The sequence below is a fragment of the Blastococcus sp. CT_GayMR16 genome, from assembly GCF_004570875.1.
Lineage (GTDB): Bacteria > Actinomycetota > Actinomycetes > Mycobacteriales > Geodermatophilaceae > Blastococcus_B.
This window is the reverse complement of sequence record NZ_SPQK01000001.1, coordinates 243883-265634: the sequence shown is the minus strand read 5'-3', so window position 1 is coordinate 265634 and position 21752 is coordinate 243883. Positions and strand designations below refer to the sequence as shown.

The 21752-nt window shown below is 73.2% G+C and carries 24 protein-coding genes and 1 tRNA gene; 16 read left to right on the top strand and 9 right to left on the bottom strand.

Annotation, left to right across the window (positions count from 1 at the left end; translation table 11 throughout):
• The first annotated feature begins 166 nt into the window (after nt 1–166).
• The 4 genes from lepA (at nt 167) to E4P38_RS01310 (ending at nt 5155) form a co-directional block, all read left to right on the top strand.
• Nucleotides 167–2011, top strand: coding sequence for a translation elongation factor 4 (lepA, locus tag E4P38_RS01325; protein ID WP_135129905.1), 1845 nt, complete (start codon nt 167–169; stop codon nt 2009–2011).
• Complete coding sequence (locus E4P38_RS01320) at nt 2008–2664, top strand: MOSC domain-containing protein (protein ID WP_135129904.1); 657 nt, start codon at nt 2008–2010, stop codon at nt 2662–2664. Before lepA ends, E4P38_RS01320 begins: the two co-directional genes overlap by 4 nt.
• Before the next feature lie 93 nt (nt 2665–2757).
• Nucleotides 2758–3435: an LppX_LprAFG lipoprotein gene (locus E4P38_RS01315; RefSeq protein WP_167760390.1), complete on the top strand. Its 678-nt coding sequence runs from the start codon at nt 2758–2760 to the stop codon at nt 3433–3435.
• A gap of 7 nt (nt 3436–3442) precedes the next feature.
• The gene (locus E4P38_RS01310) at nt 3443–5155 is read left to right on the top strand and encodes an MFS transporter (RefSeq protein ID WP_245160719.1); all 1713 of its coding nucleotides are present in this window, start codon (nt 3443–3445) and stop codon (nt 5153–5155) included.
• Here E4P38_RS01310 and E4P38_RS01305 read toward each other — a convergent pair.
• The 4 genes from E4P38_RS01305 to E4P38_RS01295 all read right to left on the bottom strand — a co-directional run bounded on the left by E4P38_RS01305 (nt 5133) and on the right by E4P38_RS01295 (nt 7170).
• Nucleotides 5133–5672 (bottom strand): Clp protease N-terminal domain-containing protein, encoded by a 540-nt coding sequence (locus E4P38_RS01305; protein ID WP_135129901.1) that lies wholly within the window; start codon nt 5670–5672, stop codon nt 5133–5135. The genes E4P38_RS01310 and E4P38_RS01305 overlap by 23 nt on opposite strands.
• 2 nt (nt 5673–5674) lie before the next feature.
• The gene (locus E4P38_RS01300) at nt 5675–5908 is read right to left on the bottom strand and encodes a helix-turn-helix domain-containing protein (protein WP_135129900.1); all 234 of its coding nucleotides are present in this window, start codon (nt 5906–5908) and stop codon (nt 5675–5677) included.
• Nucleotides 5909–5974: 66 nt separating this feature from the next.
• On the bottom strand, nt 5975–6112 hold the full coding sequence (locus E4P38_RS22685) for a hypothetical protein (protein WP_167760389.1): 138 nt from the start codon (nt 6110–6112) through the stop codon (nt 5975–5977).
• Nucleotides 6113–6204: 92 nt separating this feature from the next.
• The gene (locus E4P38_RS01295) at nt 6205–7170 is read right to left on the bottom strand and encodes a zinc-binding dehydrogenase (RefSeq protein ID WP_135129899.1); all 966 of its coding nucleotides are present in this window, start codon (nt 7168–7170) and stop codon (nt 6205–6207) included.
• 69 nt (nt 7171–7239) lie between these two features.
• Here E4P38_RS01295 and E4P38_RS01290 point away from each other — a divergent pair, with 69 nt between their 5' ends.
• Entirely contained in the window at nt 7240–7824 is a 585-nt protein-coding gene (locus E4P38_RS01290) for a class I SAM-dependent methyltransferase (protein ID WP_135129898.1), read from the top strand.
• 10 nt (nt 7825–7834) lie between these two features.
• On the opposite strand, the gene E4P38_RS01285 is transcribed toward E4P38_RS01290, so the two are convergent.
• The 3 genes from E4P38_RS01285 to E4P38_RS01275 are packed head-to-tail and all read right to left on the bottom strand — an operon-like array spanning nt 7835 to nt 9903.
• Nucleotides 7835–8254 (bottom strand): hypothetical protein, encoded by a 420-nt coding sequence (locus E4P38_RS01285; protein WP_209308868.1) that lies wholly within the window; start codon nt 8252–8254, stop codon nt 7835–7837.
• Between the two features lie 19 nt (nt 8255–8273).
• On the bottom strand, nt 8274–9281 hold the full coding sequence (gene selD / locus E4P38_RS01280) for a selenide, water dikinase SelD (RefSeq protein ID WP_209308867.1): 1008 nt from the start codon (nt 9279–9281) through the stop codon (nt 8274–8276).
• Between the two features lie 34 nt (nt 9282–9315).
• Nucleotides 9316–9903 (bottom strand): WYL domain-containing protein, encoded by a 588-nt coding sequence (locus E4P38_RS01275; protein ID WP_135129897.1) that lies wholly within the window; start codon nt 9901–9903, stop codon nt 9316–9318.
• A gap of 63 nt (nt 9904–9966) precedes the next feature.
• Here E4P38_RS01275 and E4P38_RS22680 point away from each other — a divergent pair.
• The 3 genes from E4P38_RS22680 (at nt 9967) to selB (ending at nt 13144) form a co-directional block, all read left to right on the top strand.
• Nucleotides 9967–10062: transfer RNA gene (locus tag E4P38_RS22680), tRNA-OTHER, on the top strand.
• 29 nt (nt 10063–10091) lie between these two features.
• The gene (gene selA / locus E4P38_RS01270) at nt 10092–11408 is read left to right on the top strand and encodes an L-seryl-tRNA(Sec) selenium transferase (RefSeq protein ID WP_135129896.1); all 1317 of its coding nucleotides are present in this window, start codon (nt 10092–10094) and stop codon (nt 11406–11408) included.
• On the top strand, nt 11399–13144 hold the full coding sequence (gene selB, locus E4P38_RS01265) for a selenocysteine-specific translation elongation factor (RefSeq protein WP_135129895.1): 1746 nt from the start codon (nt 11399–11401) through the stop codon (nt 13142–13144). The genes selA and selB overlap by 10 nt, the downstream gene beginning before the upstream one ends.
• Before the next feature lie 3 nt (nt 13145–13147).
• Here selB and E4P38_RS01260 read toward each other — a convergent pair whose 3' ends face one another.
• Entirely contained in the window at nt 13148–13453 is a 306-nt protein-coding gene (locus E4P38_RS01260) for a hypothetical protein (protein WP_135129894.1), read from the bottom strand.
• A 58-nt stretch (nt 13454–13511) separates the two neighbouring features.
• Between E4P38_RS01260 and E4P38_RS01255 the strand changes: the two genes are divergently transcribed.
• Nucleotides 13512–14162 carry a TetR/AcrR family transcriptional regulator gene (locus E4P38_RS01255; RefSeq protein ID WP_209308866.1) on the top strand — a complete coding sequence of 217 codons (651 nt, stop codon included), beginning with the start codon at nt 13512–13514 and terminating at the stop codon, nt 14160–14162.
• 42 nt (nt 14163–14204) lie between these two features.
• A complete protein-coding gene (locus tag E4P38_RS01250; RefSeq protein ID WP_135129892.1) occupies nt 14205–14579 on the top strand; it encodes a PH domain-containing protein in 375 nt (124 codons plus the stop codon).
• 11 nt (nt 14580–14590) lie between these two features.
• Here the strand turns inward: E4P38_RS01250 and E4P38_RS01245 are convergent, their stop codons facing one another.
• On the bottom strand, nt 14591–15361 hold the full coding sequence (locus E4P38_RS01245) for an enoyl-CoA hydratase-related protein (RefSeq protein ID WP_135129891.1): 771 nt from the start codon (nt 15359–15361) through the stop codon (nt 14591–14593).
• A gap of 48 nt (nt 15362–15409) precedes the next feature.
• Between E4P38_RS01245 and hemW the strand changes: the two genes are divergently transcribed.
• The 6 genes from hemW to E4P38_RS01215 all read left to right on the top strand — a co-directional run bounded on the left by hemW (nt 15410) and on the right by E4P38_RS01215 (nt 21742).
• A complete protein-coding gene (gene hemW, locus E4P38_RS01240) occupies nt 15410–16648 on the top strand; it encodes a radical SAM family heme chaperone HemW (RefSeq protein WP_135129890.1) in 1239 nt (412 codons plus the stop codon).
• 9 nt (nt 16649–16657) lie between these two features.
• On the top strand, nt 16658–17566 hold the full coding sequence (locus E4P38_RS01235; RefSeq protein WP_135129889.1) for an oxygenase MpaB family protein: 909 nt from the start codon (nt 16658–16660) through the stop codon (nt 17564–17566).
• Between the two features lie 354 nt (nt 17567–17920).
• The gene (locus tag E4P38_RS01230) at nt 17921–18220 is read left to right on the top strand and encodes a TraR/DksA C4-type zinc finger protein (protein ID WP_135129888.1); all 300 of its coding nucleotides are present in this window, start codon (nt 17921–17923) and stop codon (nt 18218–18220) included.
• 62 nt (nt 18221–18282) lie between these two features.
• Nucleotides 18283–20106 carry a sulfate permease gene (sulP, locus tag E4P38_RS01225; protein ID WP_209308865.1) on the top strand — a complete coding sequence of 608 codons (1824 nt, stop codon included), beginning with the start codon at nt 18283–18285 and terminating at the stop codon, nt 20104–20106.
• Nucleotides 20103–20999 (top strand): ABC transporter ATP-binding protein, encoded by an 897-nt coding sequence (locus tag E4P38_RS01220; RefSeq protein ID WP_135129887.1) that lies wholly within the window; start codon nt 20103–20105, stop codon nt 20997–20999. The genes sulP and E4P38_RS01220 overlap by 4 nt, the downstream gene beginning before the upstream one ends.
• Entirely contained in the window at nt 20996–21742 is a 747-nt protein-coding gene (locus E4P38_RS01215) for an ABC transporter permease (RefSeq protein ID WP_135129886.1), read from the top strand. The genes E4P38_RS01220 and E4P38_RS01215 overlap by 4 nt, the downstream gene beginning before the upstream one ends.
• The last annotated feature ends 10 nt before the right edge of the window (nt 21743–21752 follow it).

Here is a 21752-nt window from a genome sequence, read left to right as displayed (position 1 = left end):
GACAATGCGTCCGGGCGCAGACCGACAGGCCCCGCGCCAGCGGACCGGTCTGCCAAGATACCAGCGTCGATCGGCAGACCCCAACCCGCCATCAGTTGACCCCTGCCACACGGGCTGACCGGCGGTCGCCCGGCCCGGCCGGGTGCCGTGGGACGATGGCGGCACTGTGACGACTCCCGCCAACACCGATCCGGCCCTCATCCGGAACTTCTGCATCATCGCCCACATCGACCACGGCAAGTCGACGCTGGCCGACCGCATGCTCGAAGTCACCGGGCTCGTCGAGGGTCGCAACATGCGCGCCCAGTACCTCGACCGCATGGACATCGAGCGTGAGCGCGGCATCACGATCAAGGCGCAGAACGTCCGCCTGCCCTGGACCCCGCGGTCGGGCGAGCACACCGGCACCGAGTTCGTGCTGGACATGATCGACACCCCGGGCCACGTCGACTTCACCTACGAGGTGTCCCGGTCGCTGGCCGCCTGCGAGGGCGCCGTCCTCCTCGTCGACGCCGCCCAGGGCATCGAGGCCCAGACGCTGGCCAACCTGTACCTGGCGCTGGAGAACGACCTCACGATCATCCCGGTGCTCAACAAGATCGACCTCCCGGCCGCGCAGCCCGAGAAGTACGCCGCCGAGATCGCGCACATCATCGGCTGCGAGCCCGACGACGTGCTCCGGGTCAGCGGGAAGACCGGCGTCGGCGTCCCCGAGCTGCTCGACCTGATCGTCGACCGGATCCCCGCCCCGAGCGGGCGCGACGAGGGCCCCGCCCGCGCGATGATCTTCGACTCGGTCTACGACATCTACCGCGGCGTGATCACCTACGTCCGCGTGGTCGACGGGCGGATCTCCGCCCGCGACAAGATCAAGATGATGTCCACCGGTGCGACCCACGAGCTGCTCGAGATCGGCGTCATCTCCCCGGAGCCCAAGCCGGTCGAGAGCCTCGGCGTCGGCGAGGTCGGCTACTTCATCACCGGGGTGAAGGACGTCCGCCAGTCCCGCGTCGGTGACACCGTCACCCTCCAGCACAAGCCGGCGACCGAGTCGATCGGCGGCTATCGCGACCCCAAGCCGATGGTCTACTCCGGCCTCTATCCGATCGACGGCAGCGAGTACCCGCTGCTGCGCGAGGCCCTGGACAAACTGCTGCTCAACGACGCCGCCCTGGTCTACGAGCCGGAGACGTCAGCGGCGCTCGGCTTCGGTTTCCGCGTCGGGTTCCTCGGCCTGCTGCACCTGGAGATCGTCCGCGAGCGGCTGGAGCGCGAGGCCGGCATCAGCCTCATCTCCACCGCACCCAACGTCGTCTACCGCGTGATCATGGACGACGGCTCCGAGATCACCGTGACCAACCCCAGCGACTGGCCCGCCGGGAAGATCGGCACGATCTACGAGCCGGTCGTCAACGCCACGATCATCGCGCCGAGTGACTACACCGGCGTGATCATGGAGCTCTGCCAGGGCCGCCGCGGCCAGCTCGGCGGCATGGACTACCTGTCGGAGTCCCGGGTCGAACTGCGCTACACGCTGCCCCTGGGCGAGATCATCTTCGACTTCTTCGACGCGCTGAAGTCGCGCACCCGCGGCTACGCCTCCCTCGACTACGCCGAGGCCGGCGAGCAAGAGTCGTCCCTGGTGAAGGTCGACATCCTGCTCCAGGGCGAGGCCGTCGACGCGTTCAGCGCGATCGTGCACAAGGACAAGGCGTACAGCTACGGGGTGCTGATGGCCGGCAAGCTCCGCGAGCTCATCCCGCGCCAGCAGTTCGAGGTGCCGATCCAGGCCGCCGTCGGCTCCCGGGTCATCGCCCGCGAGACGGTCCGCGCCATCCGCAAGGACGTCCTCGCCAAGTGCTACGGCGGTGACATCACCCGCAAGCGCAAGCTGCTGGAGAAGCAGAAGGAGGGCAAGAAGCGGATGAAGATGGTCGGCCGCGTCGAGGTCCCCCAGGAGGCGTTCGTCGCCGCGCTCTCCACCAACGAGTCGACCGCCTCCAAGAAGTGACCGGACAGCTCGACGCGGTCTGCGTCTCCGGCGCAGACCTGCTGCCCCTGCCCGACCGCAAGCCCAATCGCAGCGGCATCGACAAGCGGCCGGTTCCCGGACGTGTCGCCGTCCATCCGCTGGGTCTGGACGGCGACGTGCAGGTCAACCGCAGGCACCACGGCGGCGAGGGGCAGGCGGTCTACGCCTACGCCCAGGAGGACGCCGACTTCTGGATCGCCGAGCTGGGCCGCGAGCTGCCGCCCGGACGGTTCGGCGAGAACCTGCGCACCAGCGGCCTGGACCTGCGCAACGCGCTCCTCGGCGACCGGTGGCAGATCGGGACGGCGCTGTTCGAGGTGACCGCGTGGCGCACACCCTGCGCGAACTTCGCCCGGTTCTGGGACATCCCCGACCTGGTCAAGCGGTTCGCCGCGCACGGCGCCACCGGCGCCTACCTGCGGGTGCTGGCGACCGGTGACATCGGGGCCGGCGACGCCATCGAGGTGGTGTCCCGACCCGACCACGGGATCACCGTCGAGCGGGCGTTCCGGATCGCCATGTTCGAGAAGTCCCGGCTGCCTGAGCTCGCCCCGGCGCTGCAGTACCTGCCGGTCAAGGATCAGCCGAAGATCGCCGCCAAGATCGAGGCTCGGACCGGCGTCCGCGCCTGAACGGAGCGGCGCGCTACTGTCCGCCGCGGTACGCCGGGAGCTCGCCCGGCCGACGGGGAGGTCGCCGTGTCGCTGGGCCGTAGGTGCGCTCCGGTGCTCGCGCTGGCGCTGTTCGCCGTCCCGGTCCTGGCCGGCTGCTCGGGCGGCTCGTCGGAGGAGTCGGCGCCGGACCTGCTGGCCGAGGCCAAGCAGACCCTCGACGAGGCGAGCAGCGCGCACTTCGAGCTCAGCAGCGAGGGCGCCCCGGAGACGGGCACCGTCCTGGTCGGGGGCGAGGGCGACATCGCCCGGCCGGCCTCCTTCGAGGGGACCCTCAAGGTCCTCGCCCTGGGCTCGACACTCGACCTGCAGGTCGTCTCCATCGACGGCACGGTCTGGGCGCAGCTGCCCTTCACGTCGTCGTTCTCCGAGATCGACCCCGCGCAGTTCGGCTTCGGCGACCCCGGGGCGCTGCTGGACCCCGACACCGGCATCTCCCAGCTGCTCGACAAGGCGACCGGGGCGAAGCTCGGCGAGGAGCGTCGGGTCGACGGCGAGGTGGTGCGCGAGGTGACCGCGGAACTGCCGGGCGACCTGGTGGAGCAGATCCTCACCAGCGAGGACCCCAGCAAGCCGGTCCAGGCGCGCTTCTCGATCGCCACCGACACCGGGGAACTGCGGCGCGCGGAGCTGACCGGGCCGTTCTTCACGGCCGAGGACGACGCCACGTACACCCTCGAGCTGAGCGACTTCGGGGCCGATGTCGAGATCACCGCACCGACCCCCGGCTGACCAGGCGGTGGCGCCCGCCGCGCGCGACCGGCCGGGGCTGCCGGTCGTCGTCCTGGCCACGCTCGCCGTCCTCGTCACGGCGGCCGACACCTACGTCGTCGTCCTGGCGCTGCCCGACATCCTCACCGGGGTCGGCGTCGGCCTCGACGAGCTGCAGCGGGCGACCCCGATCATCGGCGGCTTTCTGCTCGGCTACACCGCCACCCTGCCGCTGCTCGGCCGGCTGGCCGACCTGCGCGGTCGGGTGCCGGTCCTGGTCGGGTGCCTGCTGCTGTTCGCCCTGGGATCGCTCCTGACCGCCACCGCCGACGGGTTGGGTCCGGCCGTCCTGGGCCGCGGCCTACAGGGCATCGGGGCCGGGGGACTGGTGCCGGCGACGCTCGCGCTCGTCGCCGACCGCTGGCCGCCGGAGCGGCGCGCTCTGCCGCTCGGCGTGGTCGGCGCCGTGCAGGAGGCCGGCGCGGTGCTCGGGCCGCTGGCCGGCGCGGCGGTGCTGGCGGTCGCCGACTGGCGGGCCATCTTCTGGCTCAACCTGCTCCTCGGGCTCGCCCTGGCCGGAGGGGTGCTGGTCTCGGCCCGGGGACGACGCCCCGATCCGGTCGGCCTGGCGCTGGCGGCGCTGACCGGCCTCGCGGTGGCGCTGCAGCTCGCCGCGCCGGCGGCGCTGGCCGAGGACGTCACCCTCGGTCTGCTCTACGTGCCGGCGATCCCGTCGCTGGAGGCGTCGACGCCGCTGGTCCTGATCGCGCTCGTGGCCGGCGCTGCGCTCGTCGTCCGCAGTCTCGCCGCACCCGTCGGCGCCGTCCTGCCGCTGCGGGGGCTGCCACGGCTGGCCGGCGAGGTCGACGTGCTGGGTTCGGTCCTCGCCGTCGTCGCGCTCGGCAGTCTCGTGTGGGCGTTCGCAGCGGCCGACCCCGCGACGCAGGTGGTCGCCCACGGCCCGGTTCTGCTGCCGCTCGCGCTGGTCGCGGCGATCGCCTTCGTGCTGCACGAACGGCGCACCCCCGAACCCGTGCTGCCCCTCGGTGCGTTGCGGCCGAGAGGCGCGTGGGGCGCGCTCGTGGTGAACCTGCTGGTCGGGGTCGCCCTCGTCGCCGCCCTGGTCGACGTGCCGCTGTTCGCCCGCAACACCACGACGCCCGGCGATCAGCTCGGTGCCGCGCTCGTCCTGCTCCGGCTGCTGGTCGCCGTCCCGGTGGGCGCGGTGGCCGGTGGCTGGCTGTGCCGCACATTCCCCTCGCGGCTGGTCGCTGCGGGCGGGATGGCGCTGACCACGGTCGCATTCGTCGTGATGACGACGTGGGGTTCGACATCGCTCGACGGCGTCGCGTCCTACGTCGTCCTGCTGGCCGCCGGGTTCGGCTTCGGGCTGGCCATCGCCCCGGTCAACGCCGTCCTCCTGGGGGTGACCGCCGCCGACGTGCACGGCAGCGCCAGCGCCCTGGCCGTCGTCGCCCGCACGGTCGGCATGCTCAGCGGGTTGTCGCTGCTGACCGCGGTCGCGCTCCGTCGGTTCACCGCCGAGGTGGACGCGATCGGCACGCCGTTCGAGCTCTGTCCGGACACCCCGGCCGACTGCGCGCCCTACGACCTGGCGACCGACGCGGCGATCCTCACCCAGCTGCACACGGTGTTCGCCGGCGCCGCCATCGCCGCCGGCCTCGCGGCGGTCGCGGCCCTCGTGCTCCTGCGCGAGGTCAGGGGATCAGTGCGGTCCTGAGGTCCTGCCGAAGCGCCTCGACGTCGACCCCGCGGTCGAACAGGATCTTCACGGCCAGGCCTTCGCCCTCGCGCAGGACGCCGAGCGCGATGTGGCCGTCGGCGATCTCCTTGGACCTCATCGCGAGGGCCTCGCGCAGCGACAGCTCCAGCACCTTCTTCGCGCGGGGCGTGAAGGGAATGTGTCCCGAAGGGTCCTTCGTCTTCGACCTCGGCCGGTCGAGCGCGCCGGGGCCGAAGCTCGCTTCGACCGAGCTGCGGACGGCGTCCAGATCGATGCCCACGGCGGTGAGCGCGGCGGCGTCCAGTTCGTCGCCGCCGACGTACGCCGCAACCGTCTCGGCCACGTCGTCCCGGGTCAGGCCGTGCCGGGCGAGCACCGCGGAGCTCGCCGTCCCCTGGGCCAGCAGGCTCAGCAGCAGGTGCTCGGTGCCGATGCGCTGGGAGTGCAGCCGACGCGCCTCCAGCTGGGCGCCGACCACGGTCTCCCGGGCCTCGATGGTGAACCGCTCGAACATGGTCAGTCCTTCCGCCGGAGCGGCCCGCGGCCGCTCGCGTACTTCTTGTGCACTGCCTGCCGGGTGACGCCCAGGAGCTGGGCGATCTGCTCCCACGTCCAGCCGTGGTCGCGGGCGTTGCGGACCTGGAGGTCCTCGAGCCGTTCGACCAGCGTCCGGAGGGATCGGACCGCCTTCAGCCCGATGGCCGGGTCCCGGCTGCTGGCAGCGGATGCCACCTGCGTCGTGTCCGTCATGTCTGTCAACCTAAGTTGCCCTCGACGGCGCTGTCAACCCTTCTTGACACGCCAGGTTGGAGGCGGTCAGGCCCCGGCGAAACCTCGGACGACGTCGAGGGAGTTCCAGAAGCTGAGGGTGACGATTTCGGTCCCGCCGTCGCCGAGGTCGCGGGCGAGCATGTGGGCGCCCTGGTTCCCCGGCGTCCGCCGGTACTCCGCCATGCCGGTGGCCTCGACGTAGGCGAGGTAGGCATCCGGCCCCCTGCAGGGCCCCGCCGCGAGCGTGCGAGTGGCGGGGGGCAGGGGGTCCGCTTTCAGAGCGTGAAGACGATCTTTCCGTTGGTGCGGCCCTCGAGCATGCGCTCGAAGCCCTCGCGGGCCTGTGACAGCGGCAGTTCGACGTCGATCTGCGGGCGGATGCCGGTGACGCTGCACAGCTGGATCAGCGACTCCAGTTCGGACTTCGTGCCCATCGTCGAGCCGATGACCGACAGCTGGGTGAAGAAGATCCGGTTGAGCTCGGCGCCCGGGTTGAAGCCGGTGGTCGCGCCCGAGGTGACCACCACCCCCCCGGGCTTGAGCGACTTGATGCTGTGCGACCAGGTGGCCTCACCGACGGTCTCCATGACGCCGTCGACGCGCTCCGGCAGCCGGGCGCCGGACTCGAACGCCTGCTCGGCGCCCATCGCGAGGGCGGCGGCGCGCTTCTCCTCGCTGCGACCGGTCACCCAGACCCGGAGGCCGGCGGCGCGACCGAGCACGATCAGCGCCGTCGCCACACCACCGCTCGCGCCCTGGACCAGCACGGTCTGGCCGGGGCGCAGCCCCGACTTCACGAAGAGCATGCGGTAGGCGGTGAGCCAGGCGGTGGGCAGGCAGGCGGCCTCGGCGAAGGACAGCTCGGCGGGCTTCGGCAGCACGTTCCGCTTCGGGACGACGACCTGCTCGGCCATCGTGCCCTGGTGCAGTTCGGAGAAGAGCGTGCGCTTGGGGTCCAGCGTCTCGTCGCCGGTCCAGTCGGGGCTGGCGACGACGCCGTGGACGACGACCTCGTTGCCTTCTGCGTCGATCCCGGCCGCGTCGGTGCCGAGGATCATCGGCATCCGCTCCTGCGGCAGACCGATGCCTTGGAGGCTGAACAGGTCGTGGTGGTTGAGCGACACGGCCTTGACCTGGATCGTCGTCCAGCCCTCGGGCGCCTCCGGTTCGGGGCGGTCACCGACCTCGAGAACGGACAGCGGGTCCTTCGGGGCAGGGGCGGAGACGAAGGCGGCGAGCATGATCGGACGCTAGGGCATGGCGCTCCGGCGGGCGACACCGCCATCGCAGACCGTGCGACGCTGGCCGCGATGACCGATCCCTGGGACGCCGCCGCCGCCACGTTCGACGACGAGGCCGACCACGGACTCCGGGATCCCGCCGTGCGGGCCGCCTGGGCCACCCTGCTCCTCCCGCTGATGCCCCAGCCGCCCGCACGGATCATCGACGTCGGCTGCGGAACCGGGTCGCTCGCGGTTCTCCTGGCGCGGGCCGGACACCGGGTCAGCGGCGTCGACACGTCTGGACAGATGCTCGGCGTGGCCCGGGCGAAGGCGGCTGCAGCCGGCGTGCGCCTCGACCTGGCTCGTGGCGACGCCGCCTCCCCGCCGTTCGCGCCGGAGTCCATGGACGCCGTCCTGTGCCGACACGTGCTGTGGGCGCTGCCCGACCGCGACGCGGTCCTGGCGAGCTGGACGCGACTTCTGCGCCCCCACGGTCGGCTGGTGCTGGTCGAGGGCAGGTGGGCGACGGGAGCGGGGCTGCCGGCTGTCGAGTGCCGGGACCTCGTCCTGCGGCGGCGCGAACAGGCCCTCGTGCGACAGCTGTCGGGCGATGCCGCGCTCTGGGGCGGCCGCGTGGACGACGAGCGTTATGTCCTGGTGAGCACGCGCTGAGCTACCGCGGTCACTGTCCCGCCTTGCCGTCATCTTCCGGTCGCTGGGCCCCCGCGGCCAGCGCCTGCTCGGCTCGCTGGACCAGCGCGCTCAGGACGTCGGAGCGGGTGACCGGGACCTCGATGTCGAGGGCGACCACGGTCCGGTCGGGGGGAACGGCCTCGCTGGTGCCCAGCGTCGCGAGCGTGAAGGTGAAGAAGGAGCAGCACGAGGCCTCGGCGTCGGCCAGTCGCCGGACCCGATCGGGCAACGTTCCGTCGCCCTCCAGCACGAGCCTCGTGTGCACGGCGGAGGAGGTCTCGACGGCCCGGAGGGACGCGCCGAACAGATCGTCGAACTCGGCCACGCGCAGCGGCTGCTCGGCAGTCGGCAGCGTGCAGGACTCCACCGGCACCCAGTCGGCAGGACGAGGCGTCAGCGGTAGGTCCACGGTCGAACGGTAGGCCGACCTACCGGATGACGACGACGTACTCGCCGCGCGGTACGAACTCGCCGATCACCGGCGCTCCGGGGATCTCGCCGCCCAGCAGCAGCCCGCCGGAGGTCTGGGCGTCGGCGAGCAGCAGCGCCTCGTCCTCGGTGATCGCCGACAGGTCGGTGTGCGGGCGGACCCAGTCGAGGTTGCGCCGCGTCCCACCGGAGACGTAGCCGTCGGCGAGCGCCTCGCGGGCACCGGCCAGGTACGGGACGGCGGAGGCGTCGACCACTGCGGTGACCCCGCTGGCCCGCGCCATCTTGTAGAGGTGGCCCAGAAGTCCGAAGCCGGTGACGTCGGTGCCGGCCCGGATGCCCGTGGCGACGGCTGCCTCTCCCGCCTCGCGGTTGAGCGCGGTCATCGACGCGACCGCCTCGTCCGACACCTCGCCGGTCGCCTTCATCCGGCTGTTGAGCACCCCGACCCCGAGCGGCTTGGTCAGCGACAGCGCCGTCCCGGCGACCGCGGCGTCGTTGCGGATGATCCGGTCGAGGTCGACCAGGCCGGTGACGGCCATGCCGTACTTCGGCTCCGGGTCGTCGATCGAGTGCCCGCCGCCGACGTGACAGCCGGCCTCCTGCGCCACCTCGAGTCCGCCGCGCAGCACCTCGGCGGCCAGCTCGGCCGGCAGCACGTCCCGCGGCCAGCCGAGCAGGTTGACGGCCACGACCGGGGTGCCGCCCATGGCGTAGACGTCCGACAGGGCGTTCGCCGCCGCGATCCGGCCGAACGTGTACGCGTCGTCGACCACCGGGGTGAAGAAGTCGGTGGTGAGCACCAGCCCCTGTCCGCCGGCGATCCGCACCACGGCCGCGTCGTCACCGTCGTCCAGGCCGACGATCAGCTCGGCGTTCGGCGACGCGGGGCCGGTCCTGGTCAGGCCGGCGACGACCGCCTCGAGCTCGCCCGGCGGGATCTTGCAGGCGCAGCCGCCGCCGTGCGCGTACTGGGTGAGCCTGATCGTGGACGGTGCGATGGTCACGGGGCGAATGTAGGCGGGATCGCCACCGCCCGGCCTAGTCCTGCCGACCGCCGGGCAGCAGGGTCAGCCGGGGACGGGGATCCGGCGCGCGCCCGCCCAGCGCCCGGCCCGCCGGATGGGTGGGGTGCCCGTCAGCAGGCGGAGCGCCGAAGGTCGCCGGGTCCCGACGCGGGGCGGACTCGGCGGTCAGCTCCGCGCTCTCGATGCGGTCCTGCCGGAACCACCGGATCGCCTCCCGCTCGCGGCACCAGGCCACCAGGTACTCGCGCTCGGCAGTACGGGCCAGGAGCTGAGGCTCCACCTCGCGCCGGCTCGCCTCGCCCTTGGCGTCCCGGTAGCTGACGACGACCACTCGGTGCCCCGTCAGGGCCTGCTCGAGCACGGACCGCACGGCGTCGGCGCGCCCTGCCTCGACGCGCACGAGCAGGGTGCTCGTCACCAGCGCCTCCCTGCGCCGGGGGTCGGGCTCCAGGGCAGCGAGCACCTTGTCGAGCGCGCCGCGCCCTTCGGTGGCGTACGGGCCGTCGGGCTGGGCCGCGAGCGCGACGGCGATGGCCGCGGCCTGCTCGGGGGTGATCGACAGCGGCAGCGTCACGGGGGAGCGGGACACGGTGCGGGTCATGCGGGGATGGTGACGGCGCCCTCTGACATTTCTGGGTGGCGCTCGCCCCGTAGGCTTCCGGGCGGAGGCGTCAGGGTGTCTGGTGACCCCCGCGGCCTCTAAAGCCGACGTGGCCGAGCATCTCGGTCAGGCGGGTTCGATTCCCGTCCGCCTCCGCCAAGCCTTCTCCGCACCTACTCTGCGTAGCGATGATCGACGACCCGAGGCGACAGGTGCCGCGAACGGACACACTGCTCGCCGACCCACGGCTGACCGACGCCGGCGAGCGGCTGGGCCGCGGCCTGCTGAAGGACGTCGTCCAGCGCGTGCAGCAGCGGGTGCGGGACGGTGAGGTCGCGCCGCCGGACGCCGTCGACGCCGTCCTGGCCGCCCTGCCGGGGACGGCGAGCAGCCTGCAGCCGGTGCTCAACGCGACCGGCGTCCTCGTGCACACCAACCTGGGTCGGGCGCCGCTGTCGCCGGCGGCCGTCGCGGCGGTCGTCGCAGCCGCCGGCACCACCGACGTGGAACTCGACCTCGGCACCGGGCGGCGTGGTGCCCGGGGCGAGGGCGCGATCGCCGCCCTGCTGGCCGCTGTCCCCGCCGCCGAGGCCGCTCTCGTGGTCAACAACTGCGCCGCCGCCCTCGCCCTGGTCGCCACCGCTCTCGGCCAGGGACCGGAGCTCGTCCTCGCCCGCGGCGAGCTGGTGGAGATCGGTGACGGGTTCCGCATCCCCGAGCTGCTGACCGCCACCGGTGCCCGCCTGCGCGAGGTGGGGACGACGAACCGCGTCACCCTCGCCGACTACCGGGGTGCCCTCGGTCCGGACACCGGCGCGGTGCTCAAGGTGCACCCGTCCAACTTCGTCGTCCGCGGCTTCACCCGGCAGGTCGAGGTCGGGGAGCTGGCGGCCGCGCTCGCCGGGACCGGGGTGCCCCTGGTGGCCGACGTCGGTTCCGGGCTCCTCCGCCCGCACCCGCTGCTGCCCGACGAGCCCGACCTGCAGAGCACCCTGGCCGCCGGCGCCGACGTCGTCCTGGCCAGTGGCGACAAGCTGCTCGGCGGACCGCAGGCCGGCCTGGTCCTCGGCCGGGCGGAGGTCGTCCAGCGGCTGCGGCGGCACCCGATGTACCGCGCGCTGCGGGTGGACAAGACCACGCTGGCCGCGCTGGAGGCCACCCTGCGCGGACCGCTGCCGCCGGTCCAGGAGATGCTCGCCGCCGACCTCGACGGACTGCGCGCCCGGGCCCGCGCCCTGGCCGGCCGGCTCGGCGCTGCAGGCATCGACGCCGTCGCCGCTGACGCCGACGCCCGCGTCGGCGGGGGAGGGGCGCCGGAGCACCCGCTCCCCAGCGCGGCCGTGTCGCTGCTTCCGTCTTTCGCCGATCCGCTGCGCCTCGGCTCGCCGCCGGTCGTCGGCTACGTCGAGAACGACCGCACGCTGCTGAACCTGCGCAGCCTGCCGCCGTCCGCCGATGACGCGCTGGCCGCGGCCGTGCTGGAGGTGGCCCGTCGGTGGACGTGATCGCCACCGCGGGGCACGTCGATCACGGCAAGTCCGCCCTGGTCCGGGCGCTCACCGGCATGGAGCCCGACCGGTGGGCGGAGGAGCGCCGGCGCGGGCTGACCATCGACCTCGGGTTCGCCTGGACGACGCTGCCCTCCGGCCGCCGGCTCGCGGTCGTCGACGTGCCCGGGCACGAGCGCTTCGTCGGCAACATGCTGGCCGGCGTCGGGTCGGTGCCCGCGGCGCTGATCGTGGTCGCCGCCGACGACGGATGGTCGGCCCAGACGGCCGAGCACGTCGCCGTCCTCGACGCGCTGGGCGTCCGGCATGCCCTGCTCGCGGTGACGAAGGCCGACCTGGCGGACCCCGCCCCGGTGCTCGCCGACGTGCGCGAACGGCTCGCCTCGACGTCCCTGGGGTCGGTTCCGGGGGTGGCGGTGAGCGCACTGACCGGCGACGGGCTGCCGGACCTGGTGGCCGGGCTCGAAAGGGTGCTCGCCGGCCTCCCGGCGCCCGATCCGGCCGCGCCGGTGCGGCTCTGGATCGACCGGGCGTTCACGATCCGCGGCGCCGGCACCGTGGTCACCGGAACGCTCGCGGCGGGCGCCGTGGCGACGGGGGACCGGCTGCGGCTCGGCGACCGGGAGGTGGTCGTTCGAGGCGTGCAGTCCCTCGGCGAGCCGGTCGAGCGGGCCACCGCGACCGCGCGGGTGGCGCTGAACCTGCGGGGCGTCGCCGTCGAGGAGCTCTCCCGGGGGGACGCACTGCTGACCCCGGGCGCGTTCCGCACGACTGACGTCGTCGACGTGACGCTGACGTCCGAGCCGGCCGATCGGCTGCCTGCCGAGCCGGTCGTGCACGTGGGGTCGGCGACCGTCGGCGCCCGGCTGCGCCCGCTGGACGGCGCGGCCGTGCGGCTGCGCCTGGCGACGGCGCTGCCGCTGCGGGTCGGTGACCGTCTCCTGCTGCGGGACCCGGGTAGCCGGCGGGTGCTGGGTGCCGACGTGCGGGATGTGGATCCCCCGGAGCTGCGGCGGAGAGGCGCGGCCCGTCAGCGGGCGGCGGAGCTCGCCGCGCGTCCGTCCGGTACGGCCGGCGCCGCGGCCGAACTCGCGCGGCGCCGGGTCGTGCGGGCCGAAGACTTCGTCGCGATGGGCTGGCCGGTCCCGCCGGACGCGACGGCGCAGGGGCCCTGGCTGGTCGCGGCCGGACTCGCCGACGAACTCGCCGTCCGGGTGCCCGCCGTGGTGGCCCGCTACCGGCAGTTGCGTCCGCTGGAGCCGGGTCCGCCGGCCGAGGTGCTGCGCCGGGCTCTCGACCTGCCGGATCCCGAACTGCTGCCCGCCGTCGTGCGGTCGCCGTTCGTCCTGCGCGACGGTCGAGTCGTCGACGACGCCGCAGCGCTCCCCGCCGCGGTGCAGCGCGCCGTGGACGAGATCCGGGCGCGGCTCGCCGGCGATCCCTTCGCCGCCCCGGAGGCACCGGAGCTGGCCGTCGCGGGCCTCGGGGTGCGGGAACTGGCGGCGGCCGTCCGCAGCGGACAGCTCGTGCGCATCGCCGACGGGGTCGTCCTGGCACCGGGCGTGGCCGAGCATGCCCGTGCGCGCCTGGCGGCGATCCCCCAGCCGTTCACGCTCAGTCAGGCGCGGCAGGCGTGGGGGACCAGTCGGCGGGTCGCCGTCCCGTTGATGGAGTGGCTCGACGCGCAGGGCGTGACCGTGCGGCTGCCGGACAACACCCGCCGGCTGCGATGATCCTCAGGTGCGGACGCCGTCCACCGCTGCGCCGCGGGCCTCGATGACCTCCAGGTGCTGCACCGTCGGCTCGACCGGCGGGCGACGGCCGCCGAACGCCTGGTCGACGGCCGGGTGGACCCGCTTGTCGAAGGCTCGGGCGCACTGCTCCTCGGACTCCCAGACGTCGATGTAGCGCAGGCCGCCGTCCGGATTGCGGACGCACAGGTGCAGGAGCAGCCCGTCCATCGGCTCGCTCCCGAGTGCCTCGGCGATGCGGGCGTACGTGTCGGTGTCGATCGGGACGTCCTGGGTGAACGCGTAGACCATGGTCGGCTCCCTAATCGGTCCGAACTGGCTTCGGACGGATTCTGGTAGCCTGGCCCGCGTGGCAGAGGACGTCAAGAGCCGACGGCGATATTCGTCGGCGGTCCGCGCGGAACAGGCAGCCGCGACTCGGCTGGCCGTGCTCGGGGCGGCGCGGGAACTCTTCACGCAGCACGGTTACGCCGCGACGAGCATCGCCGCGATCGCCCAGCGGGCCGGCGTCGCCGTCGACACGGTCTACGCCGCGGCCGGCCGCAAGCCTGCCCTGCTCCGGGAGCTCGTGGAGACGTCGCTGTCCGGCTCCGACCAGACCGTCCCGGCGGAGCAGCGCGACTACGTGGTCCGGGTGCGGGCGGCGTCCTCCGCGCGGGAGAAGATCGCGATCTATGCGGCCGCGGTCGCCGAGATCGGCGTGCGGATGGCACCGGTCCACCGCGCCCTGGCCGAGGCGTCCGTCGCCGACGCCGACTGCGCCGCGCTGCGCGCCGAGATCAGCACCCGACGCGCCGACAACATGCGCCTCTTCGCCGCCGACCTGCGGGCGACCGGTGAACTGCGGGGCGACCTTCCCGACGACGAGGTGGCCGACATCGTCTGGAGCATGAACGCCGCGGAGTACCGGGCGCTGCTGGTGGGCGAGCGGGGCTGGTCGGCCGAGCGGTTCGGCAGCTGGCTCGCGGACGCCTGGACCCGGCTGCTCCTGGAGGGCTGACCTTCACGCTCCGCACGGAGAGCGACACGTAAGGTCACGCGGGTGATCGATTTCTCGAACGGCTCCGTATTCAAGCTCAGCGCCGTCCATCCGCAGGAGATCGGCCCGGCGGTCGCACCTCTCATGATCCAGGGCGAGCAGATCGTCGCCTGCTTCAAGGCCGTCCGGGACTTCGTCGTCTTCACGAACAAGCGCCTGATCGCCGTCAACGTCCAGGGCATGACGGGGAAGAAGCGGGACTTCACCTCTCTGCCCTACAGCAAGGTCCAGGCCTTCTCGGTGGAGACCGCAGGGACGTTCGACCTGGACGCGGAGCTGGATCTCTGGTTCAGCGGCCTCGGCAAGGTGCGCCTCGAGTTCAAGGGCAACGCCGACATCCGATCGCTCGGCCAGATGATCGCCACCTACGTGCTCTGAGCGTCCGGCGGTCAGTCGGCGACGGGCACCCAGCGGGCGGGGCGCTTCTCCCGGAACGAGGCGATGCCCTCCTGGCCCTCGTCGCTCGCGAAGAAGCGTGCGGAGAGCTCGAGCAGGTCGTCGAAGCCGAGGTCCGTCGTCCTCGCGCGCAGCAGGCGCTTCGTCTCGGCCAGCGCCGTCGGCGCCCCAGCGGTCAGTTCGATCACCTGGGCGCGCAGTTCGGCGTCCACGTCCGCGTCGGGGACGACGAGGTCGACCAGGCCGCCGTCGGCCGCCGCGACCGCGTCGAACACCTTCCCGGTGAGCATCAGCCGGTGCGCGACGTGGGGGACCATCCGCGGCAGGACGACGGCGGAGATCACCGCCGGCACCAGTCCCAGCCGCACCTCGGAGAACGCGAACGTGGCCGACTCCGCCGCGACGACCACGTCGCAGGCGGCGAGCAGCCCCACGCCCCCGGCCCGGGCGGGCCCCCGGACGACGGCCACCACCGGCTTGGGTGACGTCCAGATCGACTCGAGCAGGTCGGGGAACTCGCGCACGCCCTGGTCCTGGGCGCCGCCCCCGGCCGCCTCGGCGAGATCCATTCCCGAGCAGAACACCCGCCCGGTGTGGTCGAGGACGATCACCCGCACCGCGTCGTCGGCGAGAGCATCGGCGAGGGCGTCGCGCAGCTGTCCCCGCAGGGCCCGGGAGAGCGCGTTGCGGTTGTCAGGGGAGTCCAGGGTCAGCGTCGCGACGCCGCGCGAGACCGCCACCTGCACAACTCGGTCAGAGGTCACGTCCGCATCCTGCCGGGCGATTGCGGCCGCGCGGCACACTGGGAGCAGATGAACACCGTCCTGCCCCTGCTTCCCGACCCGGGCCCGACCTCTGGGTCACCCGGGCCCGACCGGCTCCCCGACAGCGCCCGCGCCGGCCTGACGACGACGCCGTTCGGGCTCTACGTGCACGTGCCCTTCTGCGCGACCCGCTGCGGCTACTGCGACTTCAACACCTACACCTCCGACGAACTCGGCCCGGGCGCCAACCGCGCCGAGTATGCCGGCACGGCGATCGCCGAGCTCCGCCGAGCCGCGCAGACCCTGGGCCCCGACCTGCCGACGATCTCGACCGTCTTCGTCGGCGGCGGCACCCCCACGCTGCTGCCGGCCGACGACCTCGCCGCCGTCCTCGCGGCCGCCCGCGACCTGTTCCCCATGGACGACGACGCCGAGGTCACCACCGAGGCCAATCCGGAGTCGGTCACCCCCGCCTCGCTGAGCCGCCTGCGCGAGGCCGGCTTCACCCGCATCAGCCTCGGCATGCAGTCCGCCGCCGAGCACGTGCTCGCCGTCCTGGACCGCCGGCACACCCCCGGCCGGGCTGTCGAGGCCGCGCACGAGGCCCGCGCCGCCGGCTTCGACCACGTCAACCTCGACCTCATCTACGGCGCACCGGGGGAGACCGACGCCGACTGGGCCGCCTCCCTCGACGCCGTCCTGGCCAGTCCGGTGGACCACGTCAGTGCCTACGCGCTGATCGTGGAGGACGGGACGCGACTGGCCCGCCGGATCTCCCGCGGCGAGCTGCCCATGCCCGACGACGACGTCCTGGCCGACCGCTACGAGACGGCCGACGCGACGCTCCAGAAGGCCGGGTTCGACTGGTACGAGGTGTCCAACTGGGCCACCTCGGACGACGCCCGCTGCCGGCACAACGAGCTGTACTGGGCCAACGCCAACTGGTGGGGCATCGGCCCGGGCGCGCACAGCCACGTCGGCGGGCTGCGCTGGTGGAACGTGAAGCACCCGGCTGCCTACGCCGACCGGCTGATCGGCGGTCACAGCCCGGCACAGGACGCCGAACTCCTGGACGACGCCGACCGCGCACTGGAGACGATCATGCTCGGCCTGCGGCTGCGCGAAGGCCTGACCCTGGACGCGCTGTCGGCAACCGGCCGCGTGCGGGCAGCCGACTCCGTGACGCGCGGGCTGCTCGACCCCGGCGCCCATGCCGCCGGCCGCGCCGTCCTGACCGACCGCGGGCGGCTGCTGGCCGACGCGGTGATCCGCGACCTCACCGACTAAGGACCCGGCATGGGACGGTTCGACGTACTCCGGCGGATCGAGCAGCTGGATCCGGCGCGCGACCACGCCGAGATCTACCGGCTCATGGGCACCCGCGAGTTCCCCTGGGACATGAACCAGGCGCTCAGCTTCGCGCTGTTCCGCACCTACGCCGTGCCGAGCATCGGCGGGCTGCTCGCCCGCACCGGGGAGTTCACCGAGCGCGCTCAGAAGCGGCACGACGACACCGTGCTGATCCTCGACGCCGTCCTCGAGCACGGCACGGACAGTCCCGAGGGCCGGACGGCGATTCGCCGGATGAACCAGATGCACCGGTCCTACGACATCGGCAACGACGACCTGCGCTACGTCCTGGCCACCTTCGTCGTGACGCCGATCCGCTGGGTGGACGCCTACGGCTGGCGAAGGATGACCGAGATCGAGCGGATCGCGAGCGCGAACTACTACCGCGACCTGGGCCGGCGCATGGGCATCCGCGACGTCCCACCGACCTGGCAGGCCTTCGTCCGGTGCCTGGACGTCTACGAGCGCGCGCACTTCGGGTTCGACGAGGGCGCCCGCCGCGTGGCCGAGTCGACCCTCGCGCTGCTCGCGACCTTCCCGCCCAACGACCGGTTGCCGGCGGTGCTGGTCCGCCGCATCTCCCTCGCGACCATGGACACCCCGCTGCTCGACGCCTTCCGGTTCCCGCGGCCGTCGCGCCTGACGAGTGCGCTTGTCCGGGGTGCACTGAAGACGCGCGGCCGCGTCGTCCGCTTCCTACGGCCACGCAGCGAGCCCTACTTCGCCCGGCAGCTCCCGCAGATCCGCAGCTACCCCGACGGTTACGCGGTGTCCGAGCTCGGGACCTTCCCGCCCGGGTGCCCCGTGGCGCACCCCCGGCCCGATCAGTCCGAGAGCCTTCCCGCACCCGGCTGAGGCTCACCCGAACGGGCCGTGGCAGATCCGCAATTTGGGGCTAGAGTCCGCGTTCCGGCAACGGCGCCGGTCCCGACGGGGGGTGGTCAGCGGTGGGCGGAACGTCGTCCTGGCGTGCGGCCGAATCCCCCCGTGGGTTCCGGATAGCCGCCGGCCCTGCCCTCTCCGGAGGCATGGTGCTCGCGCTGGCGATGAACCGGCGCGCCCGCGGCCTGCGAGGACTCGACGTCCTCCGCCGCAGCCAGGACCGGGCCCCGCCGCAGCACTCCTGACTCCTCCGGAGTCGCAGCCGCCCCGTCCTGACGCGCCACCCCCGGTGACCGCGTCTTCCCGCGTTGCCCCAAGGAGATCCACATGTCCGCCAGCCTGGACACCACCAACCGCTTCCGCACGCTGCTGGAGACCCAGCGGGCCGACTGCATGCACCAGCGCGAGGAGGCCCTCGCCGAGTGCGCCCAGTCCGTTCCCGACCCGGTCGCGCAGCGGCGCAGCGCCGATCTGCAGCGCACGATCGGGGAGATCGACGCGGCCCTCGTTCGCATCGAGGCCAGCACCTACGGCACGTGTTCGGGCTGCGGGGCCGCCATCCCCGAGGAACGGCTCGAACTGCGTCCGTTCACCCCCACCTGCGTCGCCTGCCAGCCGTCGCGCTGACGGATCGACCACAGCCGGGAGCCTGCTCGGCAGAATGACCGGATGACGTCGGCCGGCCGGTGGTGAGTTCCACCGGCACGGCCGCCGACGTGCCCGGGGCCTGGCGGTTCCTGCCAGGGCTCTACCGGCTGCGGCACTACGAACGCGGCTGGCTGCGGCCCGACGTCCTGGCCGGAGCGGGCGTCGCCGCCTACCTGATCCCGCAGGTGATGGCCTACGCCGAGGTCGCCGGGCTGCCCGCCATCGTCGGCCTCTGGGCGATCAGCGTCGCGCTGCTCTGCTACGCGCTGGCGGGCTCGTCGCGTCAACTCTCGGTCGGACCCGAGTCGACCACGGCACTGATGACTGCCGCGGTCGTGGGCCCCCTCGCCGCCGGCGACCCGGCGAGGTACGCGGCGCTCGCGGCCGCGCTGGCCCTCGTCGTCGGCGCACTGTGCCTGCTGGCGCGGGTGGCCCGGCTGGGGGTGCTGGCCGAACTGCTCTCCAAGCCGGTGCTGATCGGCTATCTCGCCGGCATCGCCGTGCTCATGATCGTGAGCCAACTCGGCAAGGTCACCGGCGTGCCGGTGTCGGGCGACAGCACGATGGCGGAGGTGGCGTCGTTCGTCCGCGGCATCGACCGCCTGCAGCCCGCGACCGCACTGCTCGCCGCCGCGGTGCTGGCCCTCCTCCTCGTCGTCCACCGTCGCTTCCCGCGGGCGCCCGCGCCGCTGATCGGGATGCTGGGCGCGGCCTCGGCGGTCGTCGTCCTCTCCCTCGACGACCACGGCGTACTGCTCGTCGGCGACATCCCGGGCGGACTGCCGGCCGTCACCCTGCCCGCCGTCGGTCTCGCAGACCTCTCCGACCTGCTGGCGCCGGCCCTCGGCGTGATGGTCGTGGCCTACGTGGACAACGTGCTCACCGCTCGCGCGTTCGCCACGCGCAACGGCTACCGGATCGACCCCAACCAGGAGTTGCTCGCGCTCGGGGTGACCAATCTGGCGGTCGGCTGCACCCAGGGATTCCCCGTGAGCAGCAGCGGGAGTCGCACGGTGATCGGCGACGCGCTGGGCAGCCGCTCGCAGCTGCACTCCCTCGTGGCGCTCCTGTCCGTCGTGGTGGCGCTGCTGTTCCTGCGGCCGCTGCTGGCCAGCTTCCCGACCGCCGCACTCGGCGCGATCGTCGTCTACGCGGCACTTCGGCTGATCGATCTCGCCGAGTTCCGGCGGTTCGCCGCATTCCGGCGCAGCGAACTGCTGCTGGCGCTGTCCACCACAGTCGGGGTGCTCGCCCTCGGCGTGCTCCCCGGGATCCTGGTCGCCGTGGGGTTGTCCATCGCCGACCTGCTGCGCCGGGTCGCCCACCCCCATGACGGCATCCTCGGATACGTCGAGGGGATCGCCGGAATGCACGACGTCGACGACCACCCGGGTGCGCGCCTGGTGCCCGGCCTCGTCGTCTACCGCTACGACTCCCCGCTGTTCTTCGCCAACGCGGAGGACCTCCGCAGCCGGGCACTCGCGGCCGCGCTGACGGCCCCGACGCCGACGGAGTGGTTCGTGCTCAACGCCGAGTCCAACGTCGAGGTCGACCTCACCTCACTCGACGCGGTGGAGGAGCTGCGGGCCGAGCTCGCCCGGCGGGGTGTCGTCTTCGCGATGGCCCGGGTCAAGCGCGATCTCATGGTCGCGCTGGAGGCGGCGGGCCTCGTCGAACGGGTGGGCGCCGACCGGATCTTCCCGACGTTGCCCACCGCGGTCCAGGCATATCTGGACTGGTACGCGACCACCCACGGCCACCCTCCCGATGGGTGGCGACCGACTCCGGTCCGACGGATGTCAGGCGAGGTCGGCGACGTCTCGCACTACCTCCGCCCGGTCGCGCGGAACACGCTTGCCGCGTGACCCGACCACCCGCCCTGGAGATCTCCGCGCTGACCGTCCGCTACGGCGACATCGTCGCCGTCGCCGACCTGGACCTCACCATCCCCGCCGGTTCCACGGTGGCCCTGCTCGGCCCCAACGGCGCCGGCAAGTCCACCATCGTGAACGCCGTGCTCGGTCTCCTGCCCGTTGCCACCGGAGCGGTGCAGATCCTCGGCCGCGACCCCCACGAGGCGGTCCGCGCGGGCTGCGTCGGCGCGATGCTGCAGCACGGCGGGCTGCCCAGCGAGACGAAGGTGGGCGAGGTGCTGGCCCTCGTCCGGCGGAGCTTCCCGCAGCAGTGGGCGCTCGACGACCTGCTCGTGACCGCGGGCATCGACGGGTTGCTCGGCCGCCCGGTCGAGGCGCTCTCCGGCGGCCAGCGCCAGCGGGTGCTCCTGGCCCTCGCACTCGCCGGGGCGCCACCGCTGCTGCTCCTCGACGAGCCCACCTCCGCCATGGACGTCGAAGGCCGACGGGCCTTCTGGACGACGATGCGCGGCCTCGCCGAACGCGGGCACACCGTCGTCTTCGCCACCCACCACCTCGACGAGGCCGACGCCGTCGCCGACCGGGTGGTCGTGATCGCCGACGGGCGGGTGATCGCCGACGGCTCGGCCGCCCAGGTCAAGTCCGGTGTCGCCGGCCGCACCATCTCGTTCACCGCGGACCCCGGACGCCGGCTCGACGGCCTCCCCGCGGTGTCCGCAGTCACCTGGCACGGCGACACGGTCACGCTCGCGACCGCCGATGCCGACGCCACCCTCCGGGCGCTGCTGTCCGACGACGGTTCGCTGCCCGACCTGGAGGTCCGCGGCGCGAGCCTCGAGGACGCCGTCCTCTCCCTCACCAGCACGATCGGAGCGACCCGATGAACCCGCTGTTCGCCTTCCAGCTGCGTCGCGTCGGGCGCAACCGGCAGTACCTGTTGTTCACCGTGCTGCTGCCGGCGCTGTTCACCGTCTTCTTCACGAAGATCTTCGGTGGGCTGGCCGCGGGCCCCGCCGAGTACCAGGAGGAAGCGGCGCGCTACATGGTCTCGATGATGGCGTACGGCGGCCTGGGCGCGGCGCTCGGCGCGACCATCCGGATCTCCTTCGACCGCGCGTCGGGATGGCTGCGTCAGCTGCGGGTGACCCCCGTGTCGCAGACGGAGGTGTTCGGCGTCGACGTCGCCGTGGGCGCCCTGCTCACCCTGCCCAGCCTCGTCGTCGTCGCCCTGGTGGGCCGGTTCGTCAACGACGTCCAGCTGGACCTGAGCACCTGGCTGACGCTGGTCGGCGCGCTCTGGGCGGGCTCGATCACGTTCGTCGCGCTCGGGCTGCTCATCGGCCTGGCCCTCGACGAGCGGGCGGCCGGCGGCGCGATCGGCTTCGTGGGCGTCGTGCTCGCGGCGCTGGGCGGCCTGTGGGCGCCCGTCGAGGTGTTCCCGGACTCGATGGTGACCCTCGCCCACGCCATGCCGTCCTACTGGTACGCGGACCTGGGCCGGGACATCGCCGCGGGGACGGCCCCGTCCGGGCAGGCCGTCCTCGTGCTCGCCGGCTTCACCGCGGGGTTCGCCGCACTCGCGGTCCTCGTCGCGCGGCGGCGTCCGCTGTACGCGGTCGCCGGCTGAGCCGGGCTAC